Source organism: Streptomyces sp. AC627_RSS907, from assembly GCF_019049165.1.
This window is the reverse complement of sequence record NZ_JAGMUE010000051.1, coordinates 54,382-77,709: the sequence shown is the minus strand read 5'-3', so window position 1 is coordinate 77,709 and position 23,328 is coordinate 54,382. Positions and strand designations below refer to the sequence as shown.

The 23,328-nt window shown below is 70.5% G+C and carries 16 protein-coding genes and 2 pseudogenes; 8 read left to right on the top strand and 10 right to left on the bottom strand.

Features of this window, described 5'->3' with window-relative positions; translation table 11 throughout:
* Window positions 1-49: 49 nt before the first annotated feature.
* From KUM32_RS14135 to KUM32_RS14120, 4 genes are read right to left on the bottom strand one after another with little or no spacing between them, the layout of a single operon-like run.
* A complete protein-coding gene (locus KUM32_RS14135) occupies window positions 50-769 on the bottom strand; it encodes an ABC transporter permease (protein ID WP_217142210.1) in 720 nt (239 codons plus the stop codon).
* Between the two features lie 11 nt (window positions 770-780).
* A complete protein-coding gene (locus KUM32_RS14130) occupies window positions 781-1,692 on the bottom strand; it encodes an ABC transporter ATP-binding protein (protein ID WP_217142209.1) in 912 nt (303 codons plus the stop codon).
* Window positions 1,689-2,597 (bottom strand): ABC transporter permease, encoded by a 909-nt coding sequence (locus KUM32_RS14125; protein ID WP_217142208.1) that lies wholly within the window; start codon window positions 2,595-2,597, stop codon window positions 1,689-1,691. Before KUM32_RS14125 ends, KUM32_RS14130 begins: the two co-directional genes overlap by 4 nt.
* Window positions 2,587-3,549 (bottom strand): ABC transporter ATP-binding protein, encoded by a 963-nt coding sequence (locus KUM32_RS14120; RefSeq protein WP_217142207.1) that lies wholly within the window; start codon window positions 3,547-3,549, stop codon window positions 2,587-2,589. Before KUM32_RS14120 ends, KUM32_RS14125 begins: the two co-directional genes overlap by 11 nt.
* A 309-nt stretch (window positions 3,550-3,858) precedes the next feature.
* Here KUM32_RS14120 and KUM32_RS14115 point away from each other — a divergent pair, with 309 nt between their 5' ends.
* The 5 genes from KUM32_RS14115 (at window position 3,859) to KUM32_RS14095 (ending at window position 8,684) form a co-directional block, all read left to right on the top strand.
* A complete protein-coding gene (locus tag KUM32_RS14115; protein WP_217142206.1) occupies window positions 3,859-5,610 on the top strand; it encodes an SDR family oxidoreductase in 1,752 nt (583 codons plus the stop codon).
* 125 nt (window positions 5,611-5,735) lie between these two features.
* Window positions 5,736-6,284 carry an RNA 2'-phosphotransferase gene (locus tag KUM32_RS14110; protein WP_217142274.1) on the top strand — a complete coding sequence of 183 codons (549 nt, stop codon included), beginning with the start codon at window positions 5,736-5,738 and terminating at the stop codon, window positions 6,282-6,284.
* A gap of 6 nt (window positions 6,285-6,290) precedes the next feature.
* Entirely contained in the window at window positions 6,291-6,749 is a 459-nt protein-coding gene (locus KUM32_RS14105; RefSeq protein ID WP_217142205.1) for a hypothetical protein, read from the top strand.
* 51 nt (window positions 6,750-6,800) lie between these two features.
* Window positions 6,801-7,703, top strand: a complete 903-nt coding sequence (locus tag KUM32_RS14100; protein WP_217142204.1) for an LLM class flavin-dependent oxidoreductase — start codon at window positions 6,801-6,803, stop codon at window positions 7,701-7,703.
* 96 nt (window positions 7,704-7,799) lie between these two features.
* Window positions 7,800-8,684, top strand: a complete 885-nt coding sequence (locus KUM32_RS14095) for an HAD family hydrolase (RefSeq protein WP_217142203.1) — start codon at window positions 7,800-7,802, stop codon at window positions 8,682-8,684.
* A 29-nt stretch (window positions 8,685-8,713) separates the two neighbouring features.
* Here the strand turns inward: KUM32_RS14095 and KUM32_RS14090 are convergent, their stop codons facing one another.
* The gene (locus KUM32_RS14090) at window positions 8,714-9,754 is read right to left on the bottom strand and encodes a M23 family metallopeptidase (protein ID WP_217142202.1); all 1,041 of its coding nucleotides are present in this window, start codon (window positions 9,752-9,754) and stop codon (window positions 8,714-8,716) included.
* Between the two features lie 240 nt (window positions 9,755-9,994).
* Between KUM32_RS14090 and KUM32_RS14085 the strand changes: the two are divergent.
* Window positions 9,995-11,010, top strand: a pseudogene (locus KUM32_RS14085) (IS5 family transposase).
* Between the two features lie 19 nt (window positions 11,011-11,029).
* Here the strand turns inward: KUM32_RS14085 and KUM32_RS14080 are convergent.
* The 5 genes and pseudogenes from KUM32_RS14080 to hisC all read right to left on the bottom strand — a co-directional run bounded on the left by KUM32_RS14080 (window position 11,030) and on the right by hisC (window position 20,269).
* Window positions 11,030-12,711, bottom strand: a pseudogene (locus KUM32_RS14080) (GAF domain-containing sensor histidine kinase).
* Window positions 12,712-12,794: 83 nt separating this feature from the next.
* Complete coding sequence (cydD, locus tag KUM32_RS14075) at window positions 12,795-16,295, bottom strand: thiol reductant ABC exporter subunit CydD (RefSeq protein ID WP_217142201.1); 3,501 nt, start codon at window positions 16,293-16,295, stop codon at window positions 12,795-12,797.
* 86 nt (window positions 16,296-16,381) lie between these two features.
* Entirely contained in the window at window positions 16,382-17,386 is a 1,005-nt protein-coding gene (gene cydB, locus KUM32_RS14070) for a cytochrome d ubiquinol oxidase subunit II (RefSeq protein ID WP_217142200.1), read from the bottom strand.
* A gap of 20 nt (window positions 17,387-17,406) precedes the next feature.
* Window positions 17,407-18,912 carry a cytochrome ubiquinol oxidase subunit I gene (locus tag KUM32_RS14065; protein WP_217142199.1) on the bottom strand — a complete coding sequence of 502 codons (1,506 nt, stop codon included), beginning with the start codon at window positions 18,910-18,912 and terminating at the stop codon, window positions 17,407-17,409.
* Window positions 18,913-19,189: 277 nt separating this feature from the next.
* On the bottom strand, window positions 19,190-20,269 hold the full coding sequence (gene hisC, locus KUM32_RS14060; RefSeq protein ID WP_217142198.1) for a histidinol-phosphate transaminase: 1,080 nt from the start codon (window positions 20,267-20,269) through the stop codon (window positions 19,190-19,192).
* A gap of 401 nt (window positions 20,270-20,670) precedes the next feature.
* Between hisC and KUM32_RS14055 the strand changes: the two genes are divergently transcribed.
* Both KUM32_RS14055 and KUM32_RS14050 read left to right on the top strand, forming a co-directional pair.
* On the top strand, window positions 20,671-21,783 hold the full coding sequence (locus KUM32_RS14055; RefSeq protein ID WP_217142197.1) for a LacI family DNA-binding transcriptional regulator: 1,113 nt from the start codon (window positions 20,671-20,673) through the stop codon (window positions 21,781-21,783).
* Between the two features lie 277 nt (window positions 21,784-22,060).
* Entirely contained in the window at window positions 22,061-23,155 is a 1,095-nt protein-coding gene (locus KUM32_RS14050; RefSeq protein WP_254405521.1) for a metallophosphoesterase, read from the top strand.
* The last annotated feature ends 173 nt before the right edge of the window (window positions 23,156-23,328 follow it).

The following is a 23,328-nucleotide window of genomic DNA, read 5'->3' as shown; positions in this document are numbered from 1 at the left end:
CGTCAGGCCGGGGCCGGTCAGGACCCGGGCCGGTCAGGACCCGGGCCGGTCACTCCTCTCCGGCGAGCGTCAGCGACCGCAGCTTCTGGCCGGCGTACCAGGTCGCGAGGACGGTGACCGCGACCAGCAGCACCGTCGCGGTCGGCAGGCCCACGTCGGAGGTCACCAGGTTCCCGTCGGCGACCTTCTGGGCCACCGCCAGCGACCACTGCTGGATGCTGAGCGTGCGTGCACCGGGCACCAGGGAGCCGAACAGGGCCTCCCAGACGAGGGCGTAGACGAGCCCGAAGACCACCGCGTGCCGGGACACCGTGCCCAGCAGCAGGAACAGCGCGGCGTAGGCGATGGAGGCGACCAGCGCGGCGATCATGTAGGCGACGGCGACCTGCTGGCCGTTGCCGTTGAGGATCAGACCGGCGAGCAGGGTGGGTACGGCGGAGAAGACCATCGTCACGGCGACGGCGACGATCAGCTTGGTGAATATGATCGTCGGCCGTTTGATGGGCTTCGACAGCAGGTACACCACCGAGCCGTCGTCGATCTCGGGGCCGATGGCGCCGGTGCCGGCGATGACGCCGATGATCGGGACCATGGTGGCCAGGGCGAATCCGCCCAGCACGTCCGCCGTCGTCTGGTCGTCGGCCCCGGCCAGGGCGCGCACCGCCACGGCGATGACGAGCAGGAGCAGGGGCAGCGCGCCCAGGATGAGGGCCCGGCGGCGGCCGAGCAGAGCTCGGTAGGTGAGCCTGGCGACTGTGGGGTCGTACATTCTTCGGCCTCCTACGCCGCGACGAGATACGAGAAGACGGACTCGAGGGACTCGTCGGACGGCGAGACCGTGAGCAGCCGGATGCCGTGGTCGCGGGCGACCTTCGGCAACAGGGCCGTGAACCGGCCGAAGTCGACGGCCTGGATGCGCAGCGCGCCCTCGGCGAGGTCGACCTCGATGCCGGACGTCGAAGGGTCGGCTATCAGCGCCGCGGCGAGGGCCCGGTCGTCGCTGGAGCGCACCAGATAGCGGTGCGGCCGGTCGGTCATCAGGCGGCGGATCTTGCGGAAGTCACCGCTGGCCGCGTGGCGTCCGGCGACGATGACCTCGATGTGCCAGGCGAGCTGCTCGACCTCTTCGAGGATGTGCGAGGAGAACAGCACCGTGCGGCCCTCGTCGCCCATGCGGCGCAGCAGGTCCATCAGCTGCATGCGCTGGCGCGGGTCCATGCCGTTGAAGGGCTCGTCGAGCAGAAGCAGGGAGGGCTGGTGGACGAGGGCGGAGGCCATCTTCACGCGTTGCCGCATGCCCTTGGAGTACGTGGCGATCTTCCGGTCCTGCGCGTACTCCATCTCCACGGTGGCGAGCGCTTCGTGGGCCGCCTTGGCGCCGAGGCCGTGCAGCTCGGCGTTGGCGAGGACGAACTCGCGACCGGTGAGGAAGTCGTACATCGCCTCCCGCTCGGGGACGATGCCGATGTGCTTGTAGATGGCTTCGTTGCGCCAGACCGGCTGGCCGTCGAGGGTGACGCTGCCGGTGGAAGGGGCGAGGAAGCCGCCCATCATGTTGATGAGGGTGGACTTTCCGGCGCCGTTGGGTCCGAGGAGGCCGGTGACGCCGGGGCCGATCGTCATGGTGATGTCGTTGACGGCGACCACGTTGCCGAACCAGCGGGAGACGTGGTCGATGTGCAGCGTGGTCACAGGCCCACCTTCTTGTAGCGGCGCATCAGCAGACCGTAGGCGCCGGCGATCAGACCCAGGGTGACGAGGACGTAGACCGCGCCCTCTGCGTTGCTCGGGCCGACCCCGCCGGGGAAGGCCGAGGTGGCGCCCAGGAAGGCGGACTGCACGCCGTCGATGAGCGTGATCGGCGAGAACAGGCCGATCCAGGCGACGGCTCCGGAACTGCCCTGCACGTCCGCGATGGCCTGGAGGGTGGAGACCGCGCCGTAGGTGATGGTCAGTACGGCGATGACGGCCGCGATGCCGAAACCGCGGCGCGGGGTGACCGACGCGACGACGAGACCGAGGCCGGCGAAGAGCAGCGAGAGCAGTGCCACGGAGACGAGTCCCTGTGCGAATCCCTTGGTCTGGTCCGCGAAGTCGAGTTTCGCGAGCAGTGCGCCCACGTACAGCACCAGCAGGGGAGCGGCGGTGAGGATGAACAGGGCCGAGGCCAGCGACGCGTACTTGGCGCGGACGTAGTCGGCGGTCTCGATGGGCCGTGAGAAGTACAGCGGCACGGTCTTGAAGCGCAGGTCGCGCGAGACGGACTGTGGGGCCTGCGAGGCGACGTAGAGGCTGATGACGGCCTGCAGGACGATCGCGTAGCGCGTGTAGTCCAGCGGCAGGTCGTTGGCCTTGGTGGCGACGGCGACGGCGACCATGATGGCCGCGGGCAGGCACATCACCACGAAGAGCAGCATCGGCAGGACCTTGGACTTGGCCGAGCGGCCGAGCCCGTACGCGCCGCGCAGGGACTGCGAGTACAGCGAGCGGCGGGCGTAGGCGCGGCCGAGGCGGGGGCCGTCGTAGCTGCGGTAGCCGATGTTGTGGATGCGGGTCTGGTCACCCGCCGCGCTGACTACGGGCTGCTCAGTTGCCATGGCCGACCGCCTCCTTCCGCTCTGCGTCGCTGTCCTGGAAGACCTCCGAGATGTGGTGCCGGCGCTGTTCCATGCGCACCAGGCCGAGGCCGAGGTCGGCGATGACGTCCCGGACGAGGTCGTAGGTGTCTTCGCCCGCCGCGGTGAGCAGCAGGACGTGGCCGGCGCCGGGCAGGCCGCTGCCGTCCTGGACGGTCACCCCGCGCGCGTGGAGCGCCTCACGCACCGCGCGGGTGCCGTCGGGGTGGTCGTCGGTGTCGGTGACCTCGATCGCGAGGGTCGTGGTGGTCTGGGTGAAGTCCGTGGTGGAGCTGGAGCGCAGCAGTTTGCCGCCGTCGACGACGACGACGTGGTCGCAGGTGCGTTCCAGTTCGCCCAGCAGATGCGAGGTGACCAGGACGGAGATGCCGAAGTCGGTGTGGATGCGGCGGATGAGGCCGAGCATCTCGTCGCGGCCGACCGGGTCGAGGCCGTTGGTCGGCTCGTCGAGGAAGACCAGCTGGGGGTCGTGGACGAGGGCCTGCGCGAGCTTCACGCGCTGCTTCATGCCCGTGGAGTAGCCGCCGATGGGCCGGTAGCGCTCCTCGTACAGGCCGACGTGGCGCAGGGTGTCGGCCGTGCGCTCACGGGCGGCGGTGGGCGGCAGGCCGGACATACGTGCCATGTGGACGACGAACTCGGTGGCCGAGACGTCGGGTGGCAGGCAGTCGTGTTCCGGCATGTAGCCGACCCGCTCGCGGATGTCGGCGCCCTTGGTGGCGACATCGAGTCCGAGCACTTCGGCCCGACCCTCGGTGGCGGGGGACAGACCCAGCAGGATCTTGATCAGGGTGGACTTGCCGGCGCCGTTGGCTCCGACGAGTCCGGTCACACCGGGTCCGACGTCCACGGAGAGCCGGTCGAGCGCGGTCACCCGGGGGAACCGCTTGCTCAGGCTTTCGGTCGCGATCACAGTCACATCCATGACAGTAGTGACGGGCGCCACTGAGGTCGTCAGACCGGAGAGCCGTCTTCGCGTCAGACTCGAGTAGTACGGGCCCGTAGGGGTTGCCGTCCCTGAGAGCTACGGATCACTGGCCCGGCCGGGCACCCTTCCTATTGACGACGGGTCTAACAACTGGGAGATTCGGCGGCACGATCCTCGTCGTCACCGCCCCGGGGCCCGCGGAAGGGTCCTCCAGGCCGGACGACGACCTGCCAGGAGGGTTCCCCGCACTCGTACCGTCGGGTGGGGGACCGCGGCGCTGGGCGGAGGAGAGACATGCTGGACGGTGCGCGGGAGCGCTGGGTGCGCACGGGCGGGGTCGAGCTGTGCGTGGCCGAAATGGGCGACCCCGGACAGCCCACGGTCGTCCTGGTACACGGCTACCCGGACAGCAAGGAGGTCTGGTCCGAGGTGGCGGCCCGCCTCGCCGGCCACTTCCACGTGGTCCTCTACGACGTCCGGGGCCACGGCCGGTCCACCGCGCCGAGCCCGCTGCGCGGGGGGTTCACCCTGGAGAAACTGACGGACGACTTCCTGGCCGTGGTGGACGCGGTGAGTCCCGGCCGGTCCGTGCACCTGGTGGGCCACGACTGGGGCTCGGTGCAGTCCTGGGAGTTCGTCACGGTCAGGCGTACCGAGGGCCGCATCGCCTCCTTCACCTCCCTGTCCGGCCCGTCCCTCGACCACTTCGGTCACTGGATCAACAGGCGTCTCGAGCGCCCCACCCCCCGCCGGGTGGGCCAGCTCCTCGGCCAAGGCGCCAGATCCTGGTACGTGTACCTGCTGCACACACCCGTCCTGCCCGAACTGGCCTGGCGCGGACCGCTCGGCCGACGCTGGCCGGGCATCCTGCGACGCGTCGAGAAAGTGCCCGGTGGTGACTACCCGACCGCGTCCCTGCCGTCGGACGCGGCGCACGGGGCGTGGCTCTACCGGGACAACGTCCGGCCCCGTCTGCGCGACCCGCGCGCCGACGCCTACGCGCACGCGCCCGTGCAGCTCATCACGCCCCTCGAAGACGTGTTCCTGTCGGAACGGCTCTACGACGAGCTGGAGCGGTGGGCGCCGCGACTGACCCGTCGCACGCTGCCCGCTGGGCACTGGGTGCCGCGCACCCGGCCGGACCGGCTGGCGGGCTGGATCACGGAGTTCGTCACGGCCGTCGACGACGGGCGGCCCGAGGTGACGGCGAGCGGCAGACATGCCGACCGCTTCGGCGGGCAGTTGGTGCTGGTCACCGGCGCGGGCAGCGGCATCGGGCGGGCGACTGCGCTCGCGTTCGCCGCGGCCGGTGCGCGTGTGGTGGCCGTCGACCGTGACGCCGAGTCCGCCGCGCGCACCGCGGACCTGTCCCGGCTGACCGGTGCGCCGGGCGCCTGGGCGGAGACCGTGGACGTCTCCGACGGGCCGGCCGTGGAGAAGCTCGCGGCCAAGGTCGCCGCGGAGTACGGCGTGGTGGACGTCCTCGTGAACAACGCCGGGATCGGTCTGTCGGGCTCGTTCTTCGACACCACGCCGGAGGACTGGAAGAAGGTCCTGGACGTCAATCTGTGGGGCGTGATCCACGGCTGCCGCCTCTTCGGCCGGCAGATGGCCGAGCGGGGGCAGGGCGGCCACATCGTCAACATCGCGTCGGCGGCTGCCTTCCAGCCCTCCCGGGCACTGCCCGCCTACAGCACGACCAAGGCGGCCGTGCTGATGCTGAGCGAGTGCCTGCGTGCCGAACTGGCCGGCCGGGGGATCGGGGTCACGGCGGTCTGCCCCGGCCTCGTCAACACCAACATCACCTCGACGGCTCACTTCGCCGGGGTCGACGCCACCGAGGAGAAGCGGCTCCAGCAGCGCTCCGTCCGGCTGTACGGGTGGCGCAACTATCCGCCGGAGAAGGTCGCCGACGCGGTCCTGGAGGCCGTCGTGCACGACAGGGCGGTGGTCCCGGTGACCTTGGAGGCGCACACCGCGCTTCTCCTGTCCCGCTACCTGCCCCGGGCGTGGAGGCGGCTCGCACGAGTGAAGCCGCCGCTCTAGTTTCCACAGGAAGACCCAACCAGCCTGTGGATAACTGCACTTGACTGTGGATCAAACCTCGACGGCGAAATCGATCGCGTGATGCGCGTCTCTCTCGGCACCCTGGTGTCATGCATGAGGAACACATGGACGAGGGACGCACCGTGAAGGTGTCCAAGTATCTGTCCAAGCACCTGCGCCACCAGCCCGGGAGAATCGGGCTCACGCTCAACGAGGCCGGCTGGGTCGAGATCGACACGCTGATCGCCGCGGCCGCCGCGCACGGCTTCCCGTTCACTCGGGAAGAGCTCGACCACGTGGTCGCCACCAACGACAAGCGGCGCTTCGCGATCGAGGGCACCCGTATCCGGGCCAGCCAGGGTCACAGCGTCGACGTGGTCCTGGGACTCCCCACGGCGACCCCTCCGCCGTACCTTTACCACGGGACCGTAGCCCGCAACCTGGGCGCGATCCGCTCCGAAGGGCTGAGGCCGATGAACCGGCACGACGTGCACCTGTCGGCGGACCGGGAGACCGCCATCCGGGTCGGTGCCCGCCGCGGCAGGCCAGTCGTGCTGTCGGTGGACGCCGCCGCGATGCACCGCGACGGTCATGTCTTCCACGTCAGCGCGAACGGGGTGTGGCTGACACAGGCCGTCCCCCCGCAGTACCTGCGCCTTCCCGCTCAGCACTGACCCCTCATGATCGATGGCATGAAGCAGCTGCCCACCACTGAAGCCGCCGTCACCGCACTGCGCACCATCGCCGCGGAGTACGCGCGTGAGATAGAGGTCACCGACGACATCGGCGCCGATCAGACCTCCCGCCGCAGCGCAGCCGGTGTGGGAGTGACCACCGACCCGGACGGCTCCCTCCCTCACGAGGCCTTCGTCGAGTTCGGCGGAGTGCCCCGCGTGAGCGTCCGTCTCTTCCCTGAGGGTGACGCCCTCATCACCGTCGAGAACGTGGAGTGTCCCGACATCCCGCGCGACGACGTCCCCGCGTTCCTCCGCTCCGTCTTCGGCGGTCTCGCCTACGTCAAAGCGCGCCGCTTTCCGCCCGGCTACCGCCTGATCGTTCCGCTTCCCGGTGACCGTACGCACAAGGAGTACGTTCCGATGGTCCTCCTCACCCCATGGCTGAGCAGCCGCGCACGGTGATGCCGGGCGATGTTTCACGTGAAACAGGACCGACCGCATAGGGTCGGCGGCATGAGCCTGCGCCTGAGCACCGTCATCCTCCCGTACCGCCGCTGGCACGAAGGCGGTCGCTCGGCCTGGACACGCGCCGAGCAGCTCGGATTCCACACCGCGTACACCTACGACCATCTGTCCTGGCGCAGCTTCCGGGACGGGCCGTGGTTCGGTGCCGTGCCGACGCTCACCGCCGCCGCGGCCGTCACCGAGCGACTGCGCCTGGGCACGCTGGTGACCTCGCCCAACTTCAGACACCCGGTGACGCTCGCCAAAGAGCTGATCTCCCTCGACGACATCTCCGGGGGACGGGTCACGCTCGGCATAGGAGCGGGCGGCACCGGCTTCGACGCCACGGCGCTCGGCCAGGAGCCGTGGACGCCGCGGGAGCGGGCCGACCGGTTCGCCGAGTTCGTCCCCCTGCTCGACCGGTTGCTGACCGAGGACGCCGTGTCGTACGAGGGTGACTTCTACGCGGCGCACGAGGCGCGCAACATCCCGGGCTGTGTGCAGCGCCCCCGGCTGCCGTTCGCCGTGGCCGCGACCGGCCCCCGCGGTCTGCGGCTCGCCGCGCGTTACGGGCAGGCATGGGTGACCACCGGCGACCCGAAGCTGTACGAGAGCGGCACCCCCGAGCAGTCGGACCGGGCGCTGCGGGGTCAGGCGGACAAGCTGGCCGACGCCTGCGCCGCCATCGGCCGCGACGTGAGCGAGATCGACAAGGTCATGCTCACCGGCTTCACACCGGATCGCAGCCGACCGCTGGAATCCGTGGACGCCTTCGTGGACTTCGCGGGCCGACACCGCGACCTGGGCTTCACCGAGCTCGTCGTCCACTGGCCGATCCCCGACTCGGACTTCACGGCGGACGACAAGATCTTCGAGCGGATCGCCATGGAGGCGCTGTCGCAGTTGAAGTGAGCCGCAGGGCCTCTGATGCCGGTGAGGGGAACGGGGCGACGCCGATGAGAGCCGTAGCTCACAGATGTGCGGACTCTCGCACGAGCGTGCGGGCATATGCGTGACAATGACCGGGTGACCTCAGCGACCCGACAGCCCGAGACCCCGGCCGCCATACGCCCGCGGCTCATCGCCACCGACCTGGACGGCACACTTCTGCGCGATGACAAGTCGGTCTCCCCGCGCACGGTCGCTGCACTGGCCGCCGCCGAGAAGGAGGGCATCGAGGTCTTCTTCGTCACCGGCCGCCCCGCCCGCTGGATGGACGTCGTCAGTGCCCACGTCCACGGTCACGGCCTCGCCATCTGCGGCAACGGTGCCGCGGTGGTCGACCTGCACGGTGGGCCGGGCTCCCACCGGTTCGTCAAGGTCCGCGAGCTGCCCCGGGAGAACGCACTGGACGCCGTACGGCTGCTGCGCGAGGCGGCGCCGGGCACGGTGTACGCGGTCGAGCAGACGTACAGCTTCCGCCAGGAGCCGGCGTACCCGAAGCTGCATGTGGAGGTTCCCGACGACCTCGCTCCCGCGGAGGAGATCCTCGTGCCGGGCGGTCACGCCGGCGCCCAGCCGGTTCTCAAGGTCCTTGCCTTCCATCCCGAGCTGGACCCCGACGGCTTCCTCACGCTGGCCCGCCTCGCCATCGGCGACCGCGCCAACGTGACCCGGTCCAGTCCCAGCGCCCTGCTGGAGATCAGCGGGCCGGACGTCTCCAAGGCCAGCACGCTCGCCCTGTGCTGTGCCGAGCGCGGCATCTCGCACGAGGAGGTCATCGCCTTCGGTGACATGCCGAACGACGTGGAGATGCTCACCTGGGCGGGACGGTCGTACGCGATGGGCAACGCGCACCCGGACGTGATCGCCGCGGCGTCGGGGCGGACGGTCGCCAACAACGACGACGGGGTGGCGGTCGTGATCGAGCGGATACTGGCGGACCTGCCGTAGCGGCCGCTCCAGGGCACGAGCCGGTCCGATCAGAGCCGCACCCCGCGCTGTGACAGCCACGGCACCGGATCCAGCGCCGAGCCCGCCGGTGTGGCCCGTACCTCGAAGTGCAGGTGCGGCCCGGTGGAGTTCCCGGTACTGCCCGACTGCCCGATCCACTGCCCGGGGGCGACCCGGTCTCCTTGACCGACGGCGAGGGCTGCGAGATGGGCGTACTGCGTGGCGTAGCCGCCCGTGTGCCGCACCACGACCTGGATGCCGAAGGCACCGCCGCACGACACCTTGACCACCCGGCCCGTGCCGACCGACCGCACGGGTGTCCCGACCGGGACCGCGAAGTCCTGCCCGGTGTGCCGGTTCGCCCACCGGGTCCCGCTTCTGCCGAATGGCGCCGACAGCTCGTAGTTCTCCACCGGTGCGACCCAGGACCGGCGCAAGCGCACATGTGGCTGGCCGAGGCGAACCGCGTCGGGACACGAGCCGGCCGCGACCGACGCCTCCGCCTGTTTCTCCAGCCTCGACCGGGCGGCGTGCAGCTTGCCCTCGATCCTCTTCTTCCGGTCCGCCAGACGGGCGTTGCGTTCCTCCAGCGCCTGCCGGGCCGCCTGCGCCTCGGCCGCGTCGGCGGCGAGCCGCGCCTCGGCCCGCAGGCTCTCGCCGATGGCCTTCTCGACGGCCGGGTCGACGGGCGCCGCAGCCCCCTGGCCGCGTGCCGGCTCCGGATAGTCGTCCGTGAGGACCAACGGCTCGGTGAGCGGGACTTCGCCGCCGCTGCGGTACTGGGCGCGGGCGACGGGACCCAGGTCCTCGTGCAGGGAGTCGGTCCTGCGCCGCTGCCGGTCGAGCTGTTTCTGGTACTCCAGGACCTTCGCCCGCTGCGCCTCGGCCTCGCGCCGCCCGTCCTCGTACCGCTGGGTGGTCCTGGCCGCGTCCTCGTACAACCGCACCACCCGCGCGCCGAGGCCGGAACCGTCGTCCTCCTCCGGGGCGTCGACGGGGCGGGCCGCGAGCACGGCGAGCGCGCACAGGAGCACCGGGAGCAGCAGCGGACGTCGGCGAAATGAGTGCATGTCAGCGATCGTTGCCCCGCTACGGGCGCACGGTCACGTCCGGCTCGTGCGAGTGGGGGAACTGTTGCTGCACCCGGCTCAGTACGGCTGCTGCAGCCGGCTCAGTACGCTGCTGCACACGGGGCACCACTCCGAGCACGCCCGGAGGGCAGCGCGGACCGTGGTGCGCTAGGGGCTGTTTGAAGTTCGGATCTTTTCGAGGCTCGGTGGTCGGTCGGTCCGGGCTGGTAGTACTCGCATGTGGCGCGTTTCGATGTGACGGATGCTGAGTGGGAGTTGATCGAGGGATGTCTGCCGGTGGCGGCGACGGGTCCGCTGCCTCGACGGGTGCGGGACCAGTTCAACGGCGTGCTGTGGAGGTTTCGCACCGGCAGTGGCTGGCGTGATGTCCCGGAGCGCTACGGCCCCTGGTCCACGGTGTACTCGCGGTTCAGAGCCTGGTCGAAGGCTGGGGTGTTCCAGGCGCTGATGGACGGTCTGATCGCCGAGGCTGCTGCGCGCGGGCAGGTCGGGCTGGAACTGGTCAGTGTGGACTCCACGGTCGTGCGGGCCCATCACGAATCGGCAGGTCTGGCGGTCGCCGGGGAGACCCTGGACGCTCTCGAACAGGCACTGACCGAGGAAAAGGGGGTTCCGCTGCCGGAACAGGGACCGGTCCTGCGGGTGATGCGCCGCCGCCGGTACCCGGCGCGGGCGACTCGCAGGAGGACCGGGAGCGGTCCGCGGCACGGCGCCGTCGCCGGGCACGGGCGAAGGCGGCCGGGCTCGGCAGGTCCAGAGGCGGGCTGAGCAGCAAGGTCCACGCAGCGGTCGACGCGGCGGGACTGCCGCTGGTGCTCGTGGTGACCCCGGGCCAGGCGGCGGACTGCCCGCAGTTCCAGGTGGCGCTCGGCCGGGTACGCGTCGCAGGACCCAGGGGCCGCCCGCGCACCCGTCCCGGGGCGGTGGCCGCCGACAAGGCCTACTCGTCCAAGGCCAACCGCGCCTACCTGCGCAGACGCGGCATCACCGCAGTGATCCCGGAAAAGGACGACCAGGCTGCCAATCGCCGGAAGAAGGGCTCGGCTGGCGGCCGGCCACCAGCCTTCGACGCGCACCGCTACAAGCAGCGCAATACTGTGGAGCGCTGCTTCCAGAAGATCAAGACCTGGCGCGGGCTCGCCACCCGCTACGACAAGTCGCCCGAGAGCTACGAGGCAGGACTTCACCTCCGGGGATCGCTCATGTGGCTGAAGCACCTCATCTCAACCGCATGATCCGAACCCCAAACACCTCCTAGTACGGCGCCTCCCACAGCACCGTCGTCCCGCCGCCGTCCGCCCCGATGCCGGGACCGATCCGGCTGACGCCGCCGACGCTCTCGGCACGGCGCTCGAGGTTGTGCAGGCCGCTGCGCCGGCCGCCCTCGGGGATGCCGACCCCGTCGTCCGCGACGGTCAGCCGCACGCCCGCCCGGCCGTCCGGCAGGGTCGCTGTCGCGTCGACGACGATCTCGATCCGGGTGGCGTGTGCGTGCCGGAAGGCGTTGGACAGGATCTCCCGCAGCGCGGCGACGAGGTTCTTGCCGGTCAGATCCCCCACGGCGGTGTCGACGGGGCCGACGAAACGGTGGGAGGGCGTGAAGCCCAGTGGCCCGGCGGCCATGGTGATCTCGCGCAGTACGCGGGTGCGCAGCCCTACGGGAGCCTCGGCAGGTTGCCGCAGCGCGAAGATCGACGAGCGCATCTCCTGGATGGTGACGTCGAGTTCGCCGACGGCCCCGCCCACTCCGTCGCGTACCTCGGCCACGACCGACCTGCGCTGTGCGCTCTCCAGCAGCATCCCCGTGGCGAACAGCCGTTGGATGACGAGGTCGTGCAGGCCCCGGGCGACGCGGTCGCGGTCCTCGTATACCGCGATCCGTTCCCTGACGCGCTGGGCGTCGGCCATCATCAGCGCCAGTGCGGCCTGTGAGGCGAACCGGTCGCCGAGCGCGCGTTCCGTCCGGGTGAACGGCCGCTCTCCCCGGGCGCGGGGCATGCCGAGGACGCCGAGAACCCTCCCGTCCCTGCACAGCGGCAGCAGCATGACCGGCCCGTAGGCCCGCACCGGCCCGGCCTCCAGACGCGGATCGGTCGCGGCGTCGTCCACGAAAACGGGCCGGCCGGCCAGGAGTTCGGCGACGATGCCGTTCTCCGGAGGGATGACCAGGCCCAGGGCGTCCGTGCGATGGTGCGCGGCGACGGCCACGATCTCCAGGCCACCCCCGACGGCCGGCAGCAGCACGATCCCGGCAGCCGCCCCGGAGAGCCGGCGGGCCTGTTCGGCGACGACCTGGAGGGCGTCGTCGGAGTCACCGCCGGAGAGCAGTGCGGTGGTGACGGCGACCGACCCGTCGATCCAGCGCTCCGTTGCTGGGCGGCCTCGTACAGGCGCGCGTTGCCGATGGCGATGCCGGCTTCCGTGGCCAGGACCCGGACCACGGCGAGGTCGTCGTCGTCGAACGGCTCCCCGGCGCGCTTGTCGGTCAGGTAGAGGTTGCCGAAGATCTCGCCCTGTACGCGGATGGGGACGCCGAGGATGCTGCGCATCGCCGGGTGGTGCTCGGGGAAACCGCACGAGCGTGGATCCTCGGTGAGGGCCGCGAGCCGGACCGGCTCCGGTTCACGAAGGAGGGCACCCAACAGGCCCGTGCGGCCGTCGGGCAGGTGGCCGATCCACCGCACGGTGGCCTCGTCGACGCCGTGGTGGACGAGGTCCACGAGACCGTCGCCGTCCTCGCCGACGACGCCGACGGCCGCGTACCGGGCGGCCGTCAGGTCGGCCGCGGCCTCACAGATCCGGCTCAGCCTGGGATACAACTCCAACCCGCTCCCGACCGAGCGCATCGCGTGCAGAAGTTTCGGCACCCGTGCCAGAAACGCGGCCGAGCCTGCCTCGCGGGGCGGCGGAGGGCCCGGGGGCGGTGCTGGAGGCATACGCCGAGCCTAATGATGCTCTTTTGTCCTGGACAGTCGGATTCTCCAGGAATCATGTACTGCCTCACCATCCCGCCCCGGGATCACCGTGCTCCCACCAGGAGCTCCGACGCCGCCTCCCGCTCGGCCATCACCCGGAGCGGCCCCGGCACGGCGGCCAGCTCCGCGTACGTCCCTCGCTGCACGACCCGGCCCTCGTCCAGCACGATCACCTCGTCCACGGCCTCCAGACCCGCCAGCCGGTGCGTGATCAGCAGGGTTGTACGACCCTCGGTCGCGGCCAGCAGATCGGCGGTGAGCGCGTCGGCGGTCGGCAGGTCCAGGTGCTCGGCGGGCTCGTCGAGCACGAGGACCGGAAAGTCGGCGAGCAGCGCCCGGGCGAGTGCCAGCCGCTGCCGCTGGCCACCCGACAGCCGGGCCCCGTGTTCCCCGACCAGCGTGTCCAGGCCGTCCGGCAGGCCGTCGGCCCAGTCCAGCAACCGGGCCCGCGCCAGCGCCTCACGCAGCTCCGCCTCCGTGGCGTCCTTGCCGGCCAGGAGCAGGTTCTCGCGCACCGAACTGTCGAAGAGGTGCGCGTCCTGAGCGCACAGCCCGACGAGCCGCCGTACGTCGTCGCCGGCCAGGGCGTAGGCGTCCACGCCCGCCAGCGTGTAGGAGCCGGCGTCCGCGTCGAGGAACCGCAGCAGCACCTGGGCCAGCGTCGTCTTGCCCGCCCCGGACGCTCCGACCACGGCGATGCGACGGCCCTCCGCCAGGGTCAGGTCCAGCCCCGCCAGGGCGTCCCTGTCCTGCCCGGGGTGGTGCGCGACCAGCCCCGAGAGGACGACCGGGAACGGCGACGCGGGCGCCGGCCGGGGCGTCTCCGGCTCCCGTACGGGCTCGGGGGCGTCGAGCACCTCGTACACCCGCTCGGCGCTCCTGTGCACGCGCTGGCGGTACTGCACGGCAAGGGGCAGCCCGAGTACGGCCTCGAAGGCGGCCAGCGGGGTGAGGACGACGACGGCCACGGCCACACCGGTGAGCCTGCCGTCGGCGACCGCCTGGACCCCGACGAGGGCGGCACCCGCGACCGTCAGGCCCGAGATCAGCGCGGTGAGCCCGTCGCCCAGCGCGGTGGCGGTTGCGGCACGCGAGGCGATCCGGGTGAGCGTGCCGTCGGCTCGCCGCGCCTCGGCGGCCCGCGCGGGCAGGGCACCGGCGACGGTCAGCTCGGCGGTGCCGGTGAGCAGGTCGGTCACCCGGGTGGCGAGCACACCTCGGGCGGGCGCCAGCCTGCGCTCGGCCCGCCGTGCGACAGCTCCGGTGACCAGCGGGACGCCGGCTCCGGCCACCAGCAGACCGACCGCGAGCACGGCACCGGCCTCCGGCAGCAGCCAGACCGTGAAGACGACCGACGCGACCGAGACGGCCACCGCGGTGGCGGCGGGCAGCAGCCAGCGGAGCCAGTAGTCCTGGAGGGCGTCGACGTCGGCGACGAGCCGGGACAGCAGGTCGCCCCGGCGGCTGCGGCGCAGCCCGGCGGGCGCCAGCCGCTCCAGTCGCCGGTACACGGCGCCCCGCGTATCGGCGAGCATCCGCAGCACGGCGTCGTGCGACACGAGCCGTTCGGCGTAGCGGAACACGGCTCGTCCGATCCCGAAGGCGCGCGTCGCCGTGACGGCCACCATCAGGTACAGCACCGGCGGCTGCTGCGAGGCCCGTGAGATGAGGTAGCCGGAGGTGGCCATCAGACCGACGGCGCTGCCGAGCGCCAGGCTGCTGAGCAGCAGCGCGAGGCCGAGCCGACCGTGCCGGGCGGCGGACATCGCACGGACCCTGGCGAGGACGCCACCCCGGGGCTCCGCCGTGGGGGCACGGTCGTGGGGGGAAGCCGGACCAGGGGCTCCAGGGGTCTCCTCGACGGTGCGGGCGGCCGGTGCCCCCCGGGGGCCGTCGGCCGCGGCGGTGGGCACTGGTTCCTCCAGCCGCACCACCCGGTCGGCCACCTCCAGCAGGGCCGGCCGGTGCACCACCAGCAGCACCGTCCGTCCCTCCGCCAACCTGCGCACCGCGGCCACCACATCGGCCTCGGTGCCCCCGTCGAGCGCGGCCGTCGGCTCGTCCAGCAACAGCACCGGTCGGTCCGCGAGGAACGCCCGGGCCAGCGCGAGCCGCTGCCGCTGCCCGGCGGACAGCCCTGCCCCGCCCTCCCCCAGCAGGGTCCCCGCTCCTTCGGGCAGTGCGTCCACGAACTCCAGAGCACCCGCGTCCCGCAGCGCCCGCCGAACGTCGGCGTCGTCGGCGTCGGGCCGGGCCAGGCGCACGTTCTCGGCGATGGTGCCGGCGTACAGGTGCGGGTGCTGCGGCACCCAGGCGACACGCGTGTGCCACTGCGTCAGGTCGAGGGTGGAGAGATCGGCGCCGCCGATCCGGACGCGCCCCCCGGCAGGACGTACGAAGCCGAGGAGGGCGTGGAGCAGCGTCGACTTGCCCGCGCCGCTGGGGCCGGTGAGGGCGACCGTCTCCCCGGCCTCGACGGTGAGGTTGACGCCCGTCACGGCGTCCGCGGCGCGTCCGGGGTAGCGGACCGTGACGTTCTCGAAGGACAGGGAGCAGTGTGCCGGCGCCGGGTCGGTCCCCGTCACCGGGGCGGGCCGCTCCAGTACCGAGAAGATCCCCTCGGCGGCGGCGAGCCCTTCGGCCGCCGCGTGGTACTGCGCACCCACCTGCCGCAGCGGCAGATAGGCCTCGGGCGCAAGGACGAGCACGACCAGGCCGTCGTACAGAGCCATGTCACCGTGGACGAGCCGCATACCGATGGTGACGGCGACGAGCGCCACCGACAGTGTGGCGAGCAGTTCCAGTGCGAAGGACGACAGGAAAGCGATCCGCAAGGTCCGCATGGTCGCCTGCCGGTACTCGCCGGTGATGCGCTTGATCGACTCGGCCTGCGCCTTCGCCCGCCCGAATACCTTCAAGGTCGGCAGCCCGGCGACGACGTCCAGGAAATGCCCCGACAGCCGGGACAGCAGCCGCCACTGGCGGTCCATCCGTGACTGTGTGGCCCAGCCGATCAGCACCATGAAGATCGGGATGAGCGGCAGGGTGCCGACGATGATGGCTGCCGAGACCCAGTCCTCGGTGACGATGCGGGCCAGCACCGCCACGGGGACGACCACTGCGAGCCCCAGTTGAGGCAGGTAGCGCGAGAAGTAGTCGTCGAGAGCGTCGACTCCGCGGGTGGCCAGGGCGACCAGCGAACCGGTCCGCTGTCCGCTCAGCCAGCCGGGGCCGAGCACGGTGGCCCGCTCCAGCAGCCGGCCTCGCAGCTCCGACTTCACTGCCGCGCTCGCACGGTGAGAGGCCAGCTCGGTGAGCCAGCCGACCAGCGCACGACCGCAGGCGACGGCCACCAACAGCAGGAGCGGGGTGCTGAGGTCGGCGACCCGCATGCCCTGCTGGAAGGCACCCACGACCACCTCGGCGATGAGCATCGCCTGCGCGACGAGCAGCCCGGCCCCGATGGCGCCCAGAACGACGACCGCCGCCAGGAAGAAGCGGGTGGCGCGGGCGTACTGCAGAAGACGTGGATCAATGGGTTTCACGTGAAACGTGCCCTCCCGTCCAGAGGGTGGGTTTCACGTGAAACACACGAGGTGGAGCGCGTGCCGTGAGACCCACCCGTCCGGACTCAGTGCGCGGGTTCGGCGATGTGCTGGGTACCGATCCGCTTGCGGAATACCCAGTACGTCCACCCCTGGTAGAGCAGAACGACGGGCGTGGCGACAGCGGCCAGCCAGGTCATGATCTTCAGGGTGTAGGGACTGGACGAGGCGTTGGTGACGGTGAGGCTCCAGTCCGCGTCGAGCGTGGACGGCATGACGTTCGGGAAGAGCGTCAGGAAGAGCATCGCCACGGCGGCCACGATCGTGACGCCGGACAGTGCGAACGACCAGCCCTCACGCCCCGCCTGGTTCGCGAGCAGGGCGCCGACCAGCGCTGCGACGGCCACCACGAGCGCGACGAGGCTCTTGCCGTCACCACGGTCGAGCTGGGTCCAGAGCAGGAAGGCCACGGCCAGTGCGGCGGTGACGAGACCGACGCGCAGTGCCAGGGTCCGGGCCCGTTCGCGGATCTCCCCGACGGTCTTGAGTGCCGTGAACACCGTTCCGTGGAAGGTGAACAGCGACAGCGTGACCAGCCCACCGAGAAGGGCGTACGGGTTGAGCAGGTCCCAGACGGAGCCGACGTACTCCATGTCCCGGTCGATCTCCACGCCATGGACGATGTTGCCGAACGCCACGCCCCACAGGAACGCCGGAATGAGCGAGGTCCAGAAGATCGCGGTCTCCCAGTTGCGCTGCCAGCGTTCCTCGGGTCGCTTCACCCGGTACTCGAACGCGACCCCTCGCACGATCAGGCAGATCAGGATGACCAGCAGGGGCAGATAGAAACCGGAGAAGAGCGTGGCGTACCACTCGGGGAAGGCGGCGAACGTCGCGCCGCCGGCCGTGAGCAGCCACACCTCGTTGCCGTCCCAGACAGGGCCGATGGTGTTGATCAGTACCCGCTTCTCGGCCCGGTTCCGGGCGAGCAGCTTGGTGAGCACGCCGACCCCGAAGTCGAAGCCCTCCAGGAAGAAGTAGCCGGTCCACAGGAGGGCGATGAGGACGAACCAGACGTCGTGCAGTTCCATGACTGTGCAGCTCCCTCGGCCTAGTACGAGAAGGCCATCGGCTTGTCGGCGTCACGGGCGTCGCCGCCGATCTTCGCGGGCGGGTTGAGGTCGGCCTCGGTGAGCTCGGGCGGGCCCGCCTTGACGTACTTGGCGAGCAGCCTGACCTCGATGACGGCCAGGACGGCGTAGACGAGGGTGAAGACGGACATGGAGATGACGACCTCGGTCGTGGAGACACCGGGGGAGACCGCGTCCCGGGTCTGCATGACGCCGTAGACGACCCAGGGCTGCCGGCCCATCTCGGTGAAGATCCAGCCCCAGGAGTTGGCGATCAGCGGGAACGCCATCGTCCACAGGGCCAGCAGCCAGTACAGGCGGGTGAACCTCGCCCCGAGCGGCCGGCGCAGCAGCACCAGGTGCGGCACCTCGTCCTCCCCGGTCCGCAGGGGGGCCGGCAGCATGAACTTCTTCCGTGTCAGCCACAGGCCCAGCAGGCCGAGAGTGAAGGACGCCATGCCGAAGCCGATCATCCAGCGGAACCCCCAGTAGGCGACGGGGACGATGGGCTTGTAGTCACCGGGGCCGAACTTCTCCTGCAGGGCCTTGTTGGTGTCGTTGATACCGGGCACGTACGAGTCGAAGTCGCTGTGGGCGAGGAAGGACAGCAGCCCGGGTATCTCCAGGGCGACCTTGTTGTGCCCCTGGTCGACGTCCCCGTAGGCGAACACGGAGAACGGTGCCGGTTTCTCGCCGTCCCACAGGGCCTCGGCGGCGGCCATCTTCATCGGCTGCTGCTCGTACATGACCTTGCCGAGGGTGTCGCCGCTGACCGCGGTGAGCAGGCCGCCGACCGCCAGCGTGACCAGGCCCAGCCGGAGCGACGTCCGCATCACCGGGATGTGCTTCTTGCGCATCAGGTGGAAGGCGGCAATGCCGACCATGAAGGCGCCGCCCGTCAGGAAGGCCGCCGAGAAGCTGTGGAAGACCTGGTTGAGCGTGGTGTTCTGGGTGAGGACCTGCCAGAAGTCGGTGAGCTCGGCGCGGCCCTTCTCCTCGTTGATCCGGTAGCCGACGGGGTGCTGCATCCAGGAGTTGGCCGCGAGGATGAAGTACGCCGACAGCAGGGTGCCGATCGAGACCATCCAGATGCAGGCCAGATGGATCTTCTTGGGCAGCTTGTCCCAGCCGAAGATCCACAGACCGATGAAGGTCGACTCGAAGAAGAAGGCGATCAGCGCCTCGAAGGCGAGCGGCGCACCGAAGACGTCACCGACGAAGCGGGAGTAGTCGGACCAGTTCATACCGAACTGGAACTCCTGCACAATGCCGGTGACGACACCCATGGCGATGTTGATCAGGAAGAGCTTTCCCCAGAACTTGGTCGCTCTGAGGTACTTCTCCTTCTCGGTGCGGACCCATGCGGTCTGCAGTCCCGCCGTGAGGGCGGCCAGCGAGATCGTCAGGGGGACGAACAGGAAGTGGTAGACGGTCGTGATGCCGAACTGCCATCGCGCCAGCGTCTCCGGCGCCAGAGCCATGTCCACGTCGTCACTTCTCCTCACATCGCCGTGGTCAGCGGCAGTTTGAGCGTGTATGTCACACCTGTCTCAGGCACAACCGGGACACGCTTGTGAACGCGTTCACATTCACAAGCAATTATGACGTACAGCTTTTCGACGCTGGACGGGGGGTCCCCTGTGACGTCAACCCCTTGCGGCAGGAATCAACAGAGTGTTGAACAACAGACGAAAAGGGCCCGCCGGGGACCGGACGGCGACGCACTGACGCTGCCGTCCGACTCCCGGCGGGCCCTCGGGTGGCCTACAGCTCCTCGCGGAACTCCTCCGACACCTTCAGGAAGATGTCGTTCGCCTCGCTCTCCCCGACCGTCACCCGCACGCCCTCGCCCGGGAACGGCCGGATGACCACGCCGGCCTGCTCGCAGGCCTCCGCGAAGGGCACCGTGTGCTCCCCCAGCCGCAGCCACACGAAGTTCGCCTGGGTCTCCGGCACCGTCCAGCCCTGCGCCCGCAGGGCGTCGACCACACGGGTGCGCTCGCACACCAGCGAGCCGACCCGCCCGATCAGCTCGTCCTCGGCCCGCAGCGAGGCGATCGCCGCCTCCTGCGCGATCTGGCTCACCCCGAAGGGCACCGCCGTCTTGCGCAGCGCCGCCGCCACGGGCTCGTGGGCGATCGCGAACCCGACCCGCAGACCGGCGAGACCGTACGCCTTGGAGAAGGTCCGCAGGACGCAGACATTGGGCCGCTCCCGGTAGATCTCCACGCCGTCCGGCACCTCGGGGTCGCGGATGAACTCGCGGTAGGCCTCGTCGAGCACCACGAGGACGTCGCTCGGCACCCGGTCGAGGAACCGCTCCAGCTCCGCCCGCCGCACGACCGTTCCCGTCGGGTTGTTGGGGTTGCAGACGAAGATCAGCCGGGTCCGGTCGGTGATCGCGGCCGCCATCGCGTCCAGGTCGTGCACATCGCCCGGCGCCAGCGGCACCTTCACGGAGGTCGCGCCGCTGATCTGCGTGATGATCGGGTACGCCTCGAAGGAGCGCCAGGCGTAGACCACCTCGTCGCCGGGGCCCGAGGTCGCCTGGATCAGCTGCTGGGCCACACCGACCGATCCGGTGCCGGTGGCCAGGTGGGAGAGGGGCACACCGAACCGGTCCGACAGCTCACCCATCAGGGACGTGCAGGCCATGTCCGGGTACCGGTTGAAGGACGAGGCCGCGGCCGTCACCTTCTCCATCACGCCCGGCAGGGGCGGATAGGGGTTCTCGTTGGAGGACAGCTTGTAGGCCACCGGTCCGCCGGCCGCGGCGGGCCTGCCCGGCTTGTAAGTGGGAATACCCTCCAGCTCGGCGCGCAGCTTGGGGCTCGTCTCGCTCACCGCTGTCCTCCTCCTGACCACCACCGGCATCGAATACTTCTCACCATATGAGGATTCGGCGTCGCTGCGTATAGGGAGGAGCAGACCTCATCCGTCACCCTGGCATCAGGTGCATCAGTGCACGAAGGCCCACGATTCGGGGGGCGCACCGAACATATATCTACGCGCCGGTGGCTTGCGCCGTGGCGCGCATCCCTCGTGCAGGTGAGTTGAGACCTCTTCGCAACATCGACCACTTGGCAGGCCCTCACTGGTCGACACGCCAGGTACTGACCCGTCCGAGGCCAACTGGCTTGCTTTCTCAGGGGATTACCCCTTAATGATCATGCAGAAACGTGCCTGTCAACGCGTGCATATGCGTCCGCCCTACCCCACCTCATGAGCCCTACTATCGGCTCGCCATGACAGCAGCAGGGAAGCACCAGGTGAGCCGCGCGGAAACCTCACGTCGAGGCAGCCGGCCGGGCCGGGCGGGTATCAGGGACGTGGCCGCCGCCGCCGGAGTATCCATCACGACCGTCTCCGATGCCCTCAACGGCAAAGGCCGACTCCCGGATGCCACCCGGCGCCATGTGCGCGAGGTCGCGGACCGATTGGGCTACCGGCCCTCGGCCGCCGCCCGCACGCTCCGCACCGGCAAGTCGGGGCTCATCGGCCTGACCGTGACGACGTACGGGGATGAACCTTTCACCTTCACCGAGTTCGCGTACTTCGCCGAGATGGCGCGCGCCGCCACCTCCGCCGCGCTCGCCCGCGGCTACGCCCTCGTCATCCTTCCGGCGACCTCCCGCCACGACGTGTGGTCCAACGTCGCGCTCGACGGCACGGTCGTCATCGACCCCTCCGACCAGGACCCGGTCGTCAGCGAACTGGTCCGCCAGGGGTTACCGGTCGTCTCGGACGGCCGCCCGGCCGGCTCGCTGCCCGTCACCGCCTGGGTGGACAACGACCACGAGGCCGCCGTACTCGGCATCCTCGACCACCTGGCCGCCGCCGGCGCCCGCCGGATCGGCCTGCTCACCGGCACCACGACCGACACGTACACCCACCTGTCGACCACCGCGTACCTGAGTTGGTGCGAGCGCGTCGGCCAGGACCCGGTTTACGAGGCCTACCCGGCACACGATCCCTGCGCGGGCGCGGTCGCCGCCGACCGGCTGCTCGCCCGCCCCGACCGGCCCGACGCCGTCTACGGCCTGTTCGACCCGAACGGCACCGACCTGCTCGCCGCCGCCCGCCGCTACGGGCTGCGTGTCCCGGAGGACCTGCTGCTGGTCTGCTGCAGCGAGTCCACCGTGTACGCCAGCACCGAGCCACCCATCACCACGTTGTCGCTGAAGCCGCGCCGCATCGGCACGGCGGTGATCCAGGTCCTCATCGACGCCATCGAGGGGCTCGACGCGGACCGGCCGGTCGAGCAGGTGATACCCACCGAGCTGATCGTGCGCACGTCGTCGCAGCGCCGGCCGCCCCGTACGACGGTCAGCCCGCCCCGGTCACCCGAGGGCACGTAGGCGTCCCGGACGAGCGGCACACGGGGCCCGGCCGACGTGCCGCGGGAGCGGCGGCCGGAGTGGCGGAGGCGACACCGGCACGACCGCAGCGCGATCACGTCACCGTCCCGGACGGACGAAGACCGGCCCAATCGGGGCGAAAGCCGCAGTGAAGCGGAGTCATGTTCTGATTCACCACCCCTGGGTCATCACACAGCGCGATCCGCATTCCTATGATGGGCCCACACACCGCGGGCCGCTGCGACCAGGCAGTCCGAAGCGGTGCAGATGCGGCGCGATGGTGGAGGGGTCGATGACTCAGGGGGCCGGTCAGGGACCCGAGGTGGAGCGGACCGCGACGGTGCGCGACTTCCGGGTGCCCGCGTACGTCCACGAGACCGCGCCGTACGCCACCCCCGGCCCGCACGCGGCCGAGGCCGCGCCGCCCTCCGAAGAGACCTATCCGGAGGGTTACACACCCACCCAGCGTGATCTGCCCGTCATCCGTCGGGGTGACACGGTCCAGGTGGCCGTCGACCCGGAACCGGCCCCGGTGCAGCAGCCCACCACGGGCCAGGGCCCGCTGTTCGTCGTCGGCGACGTGCACGGGTACCTCGACCAGCTCGTGGCCGCCCTGCAGGAGAAGGGCCTCATCGACGACGCCGGACAGTGGTGCGCGGGCACCTCCCGGCTGTGGTTCCTCGGTGACTTCACGGACCGCGGCCCGGACGGCATCGGCGTCATCGACCTGGTGATGCGGCTGTCCGCCGAAGCCGCCGCGGCCGGTGGCTACTGCAAGGCGCTGATGGGCAACCACGAGCTGCTGCTGCTCGGCGCCAAGCGGTTCGGTGACACGCCCGTCAACTCGGGCGCGGGCACCGCCACCTTCCAGGCGGCCTGGCTGCTGAACGGCGGCCAGAAGACCGACATGGACCGGCTCCAGGACCACCACCTGCAGTGGATGGCCCGCCTCGACGCCCTCGAACAGGTCGACGACCACCTCCTGGTGCACTCCGACACCACGACCTACCTCGACTACGGCCGCTCCATCGAAGAGGTCAACGACACCGTCCGCGAGACGCTCACGCGTAACGACGCGGAGGAGGTGTGGGACCTCTTCCGCAAGTTCACCAAGCGTTTCTCCTTCCGCGACGAGGGCGGGGCCGACGCCGTACGCTCGCTGCTGGACACGTACGGCGGCACCCGGATCGTCCACGGTCACAGCCCCATCCCGTACCTGCTGGGCGAGGTCGGCTCCGAGGACGGCGAGGACGACACCCGCACCGCTGTCGAAGGTCCCCACGTCTATGCGGACGGCCTGGCCATCGCGATGGACGGCGGCGTGACCATGGCCGGAAAACTGCTGGTCCAGCAGCTCCCGCTCGACGCCTGACCGTTCATCGCACGCTCTGCTCCCCGGCGGCGTGCCCATGGGCCGGCATCCAATTTCTGTAAACCCCCTGTCACCACACGCCGTCACCGCTCTACCATCGGTCTATCCGTAGCAGGCTCCCCTCCGTTTCTGCCCGACGGCTCGTTGGCATGCGAGCCCCAAGCCCTACGGAG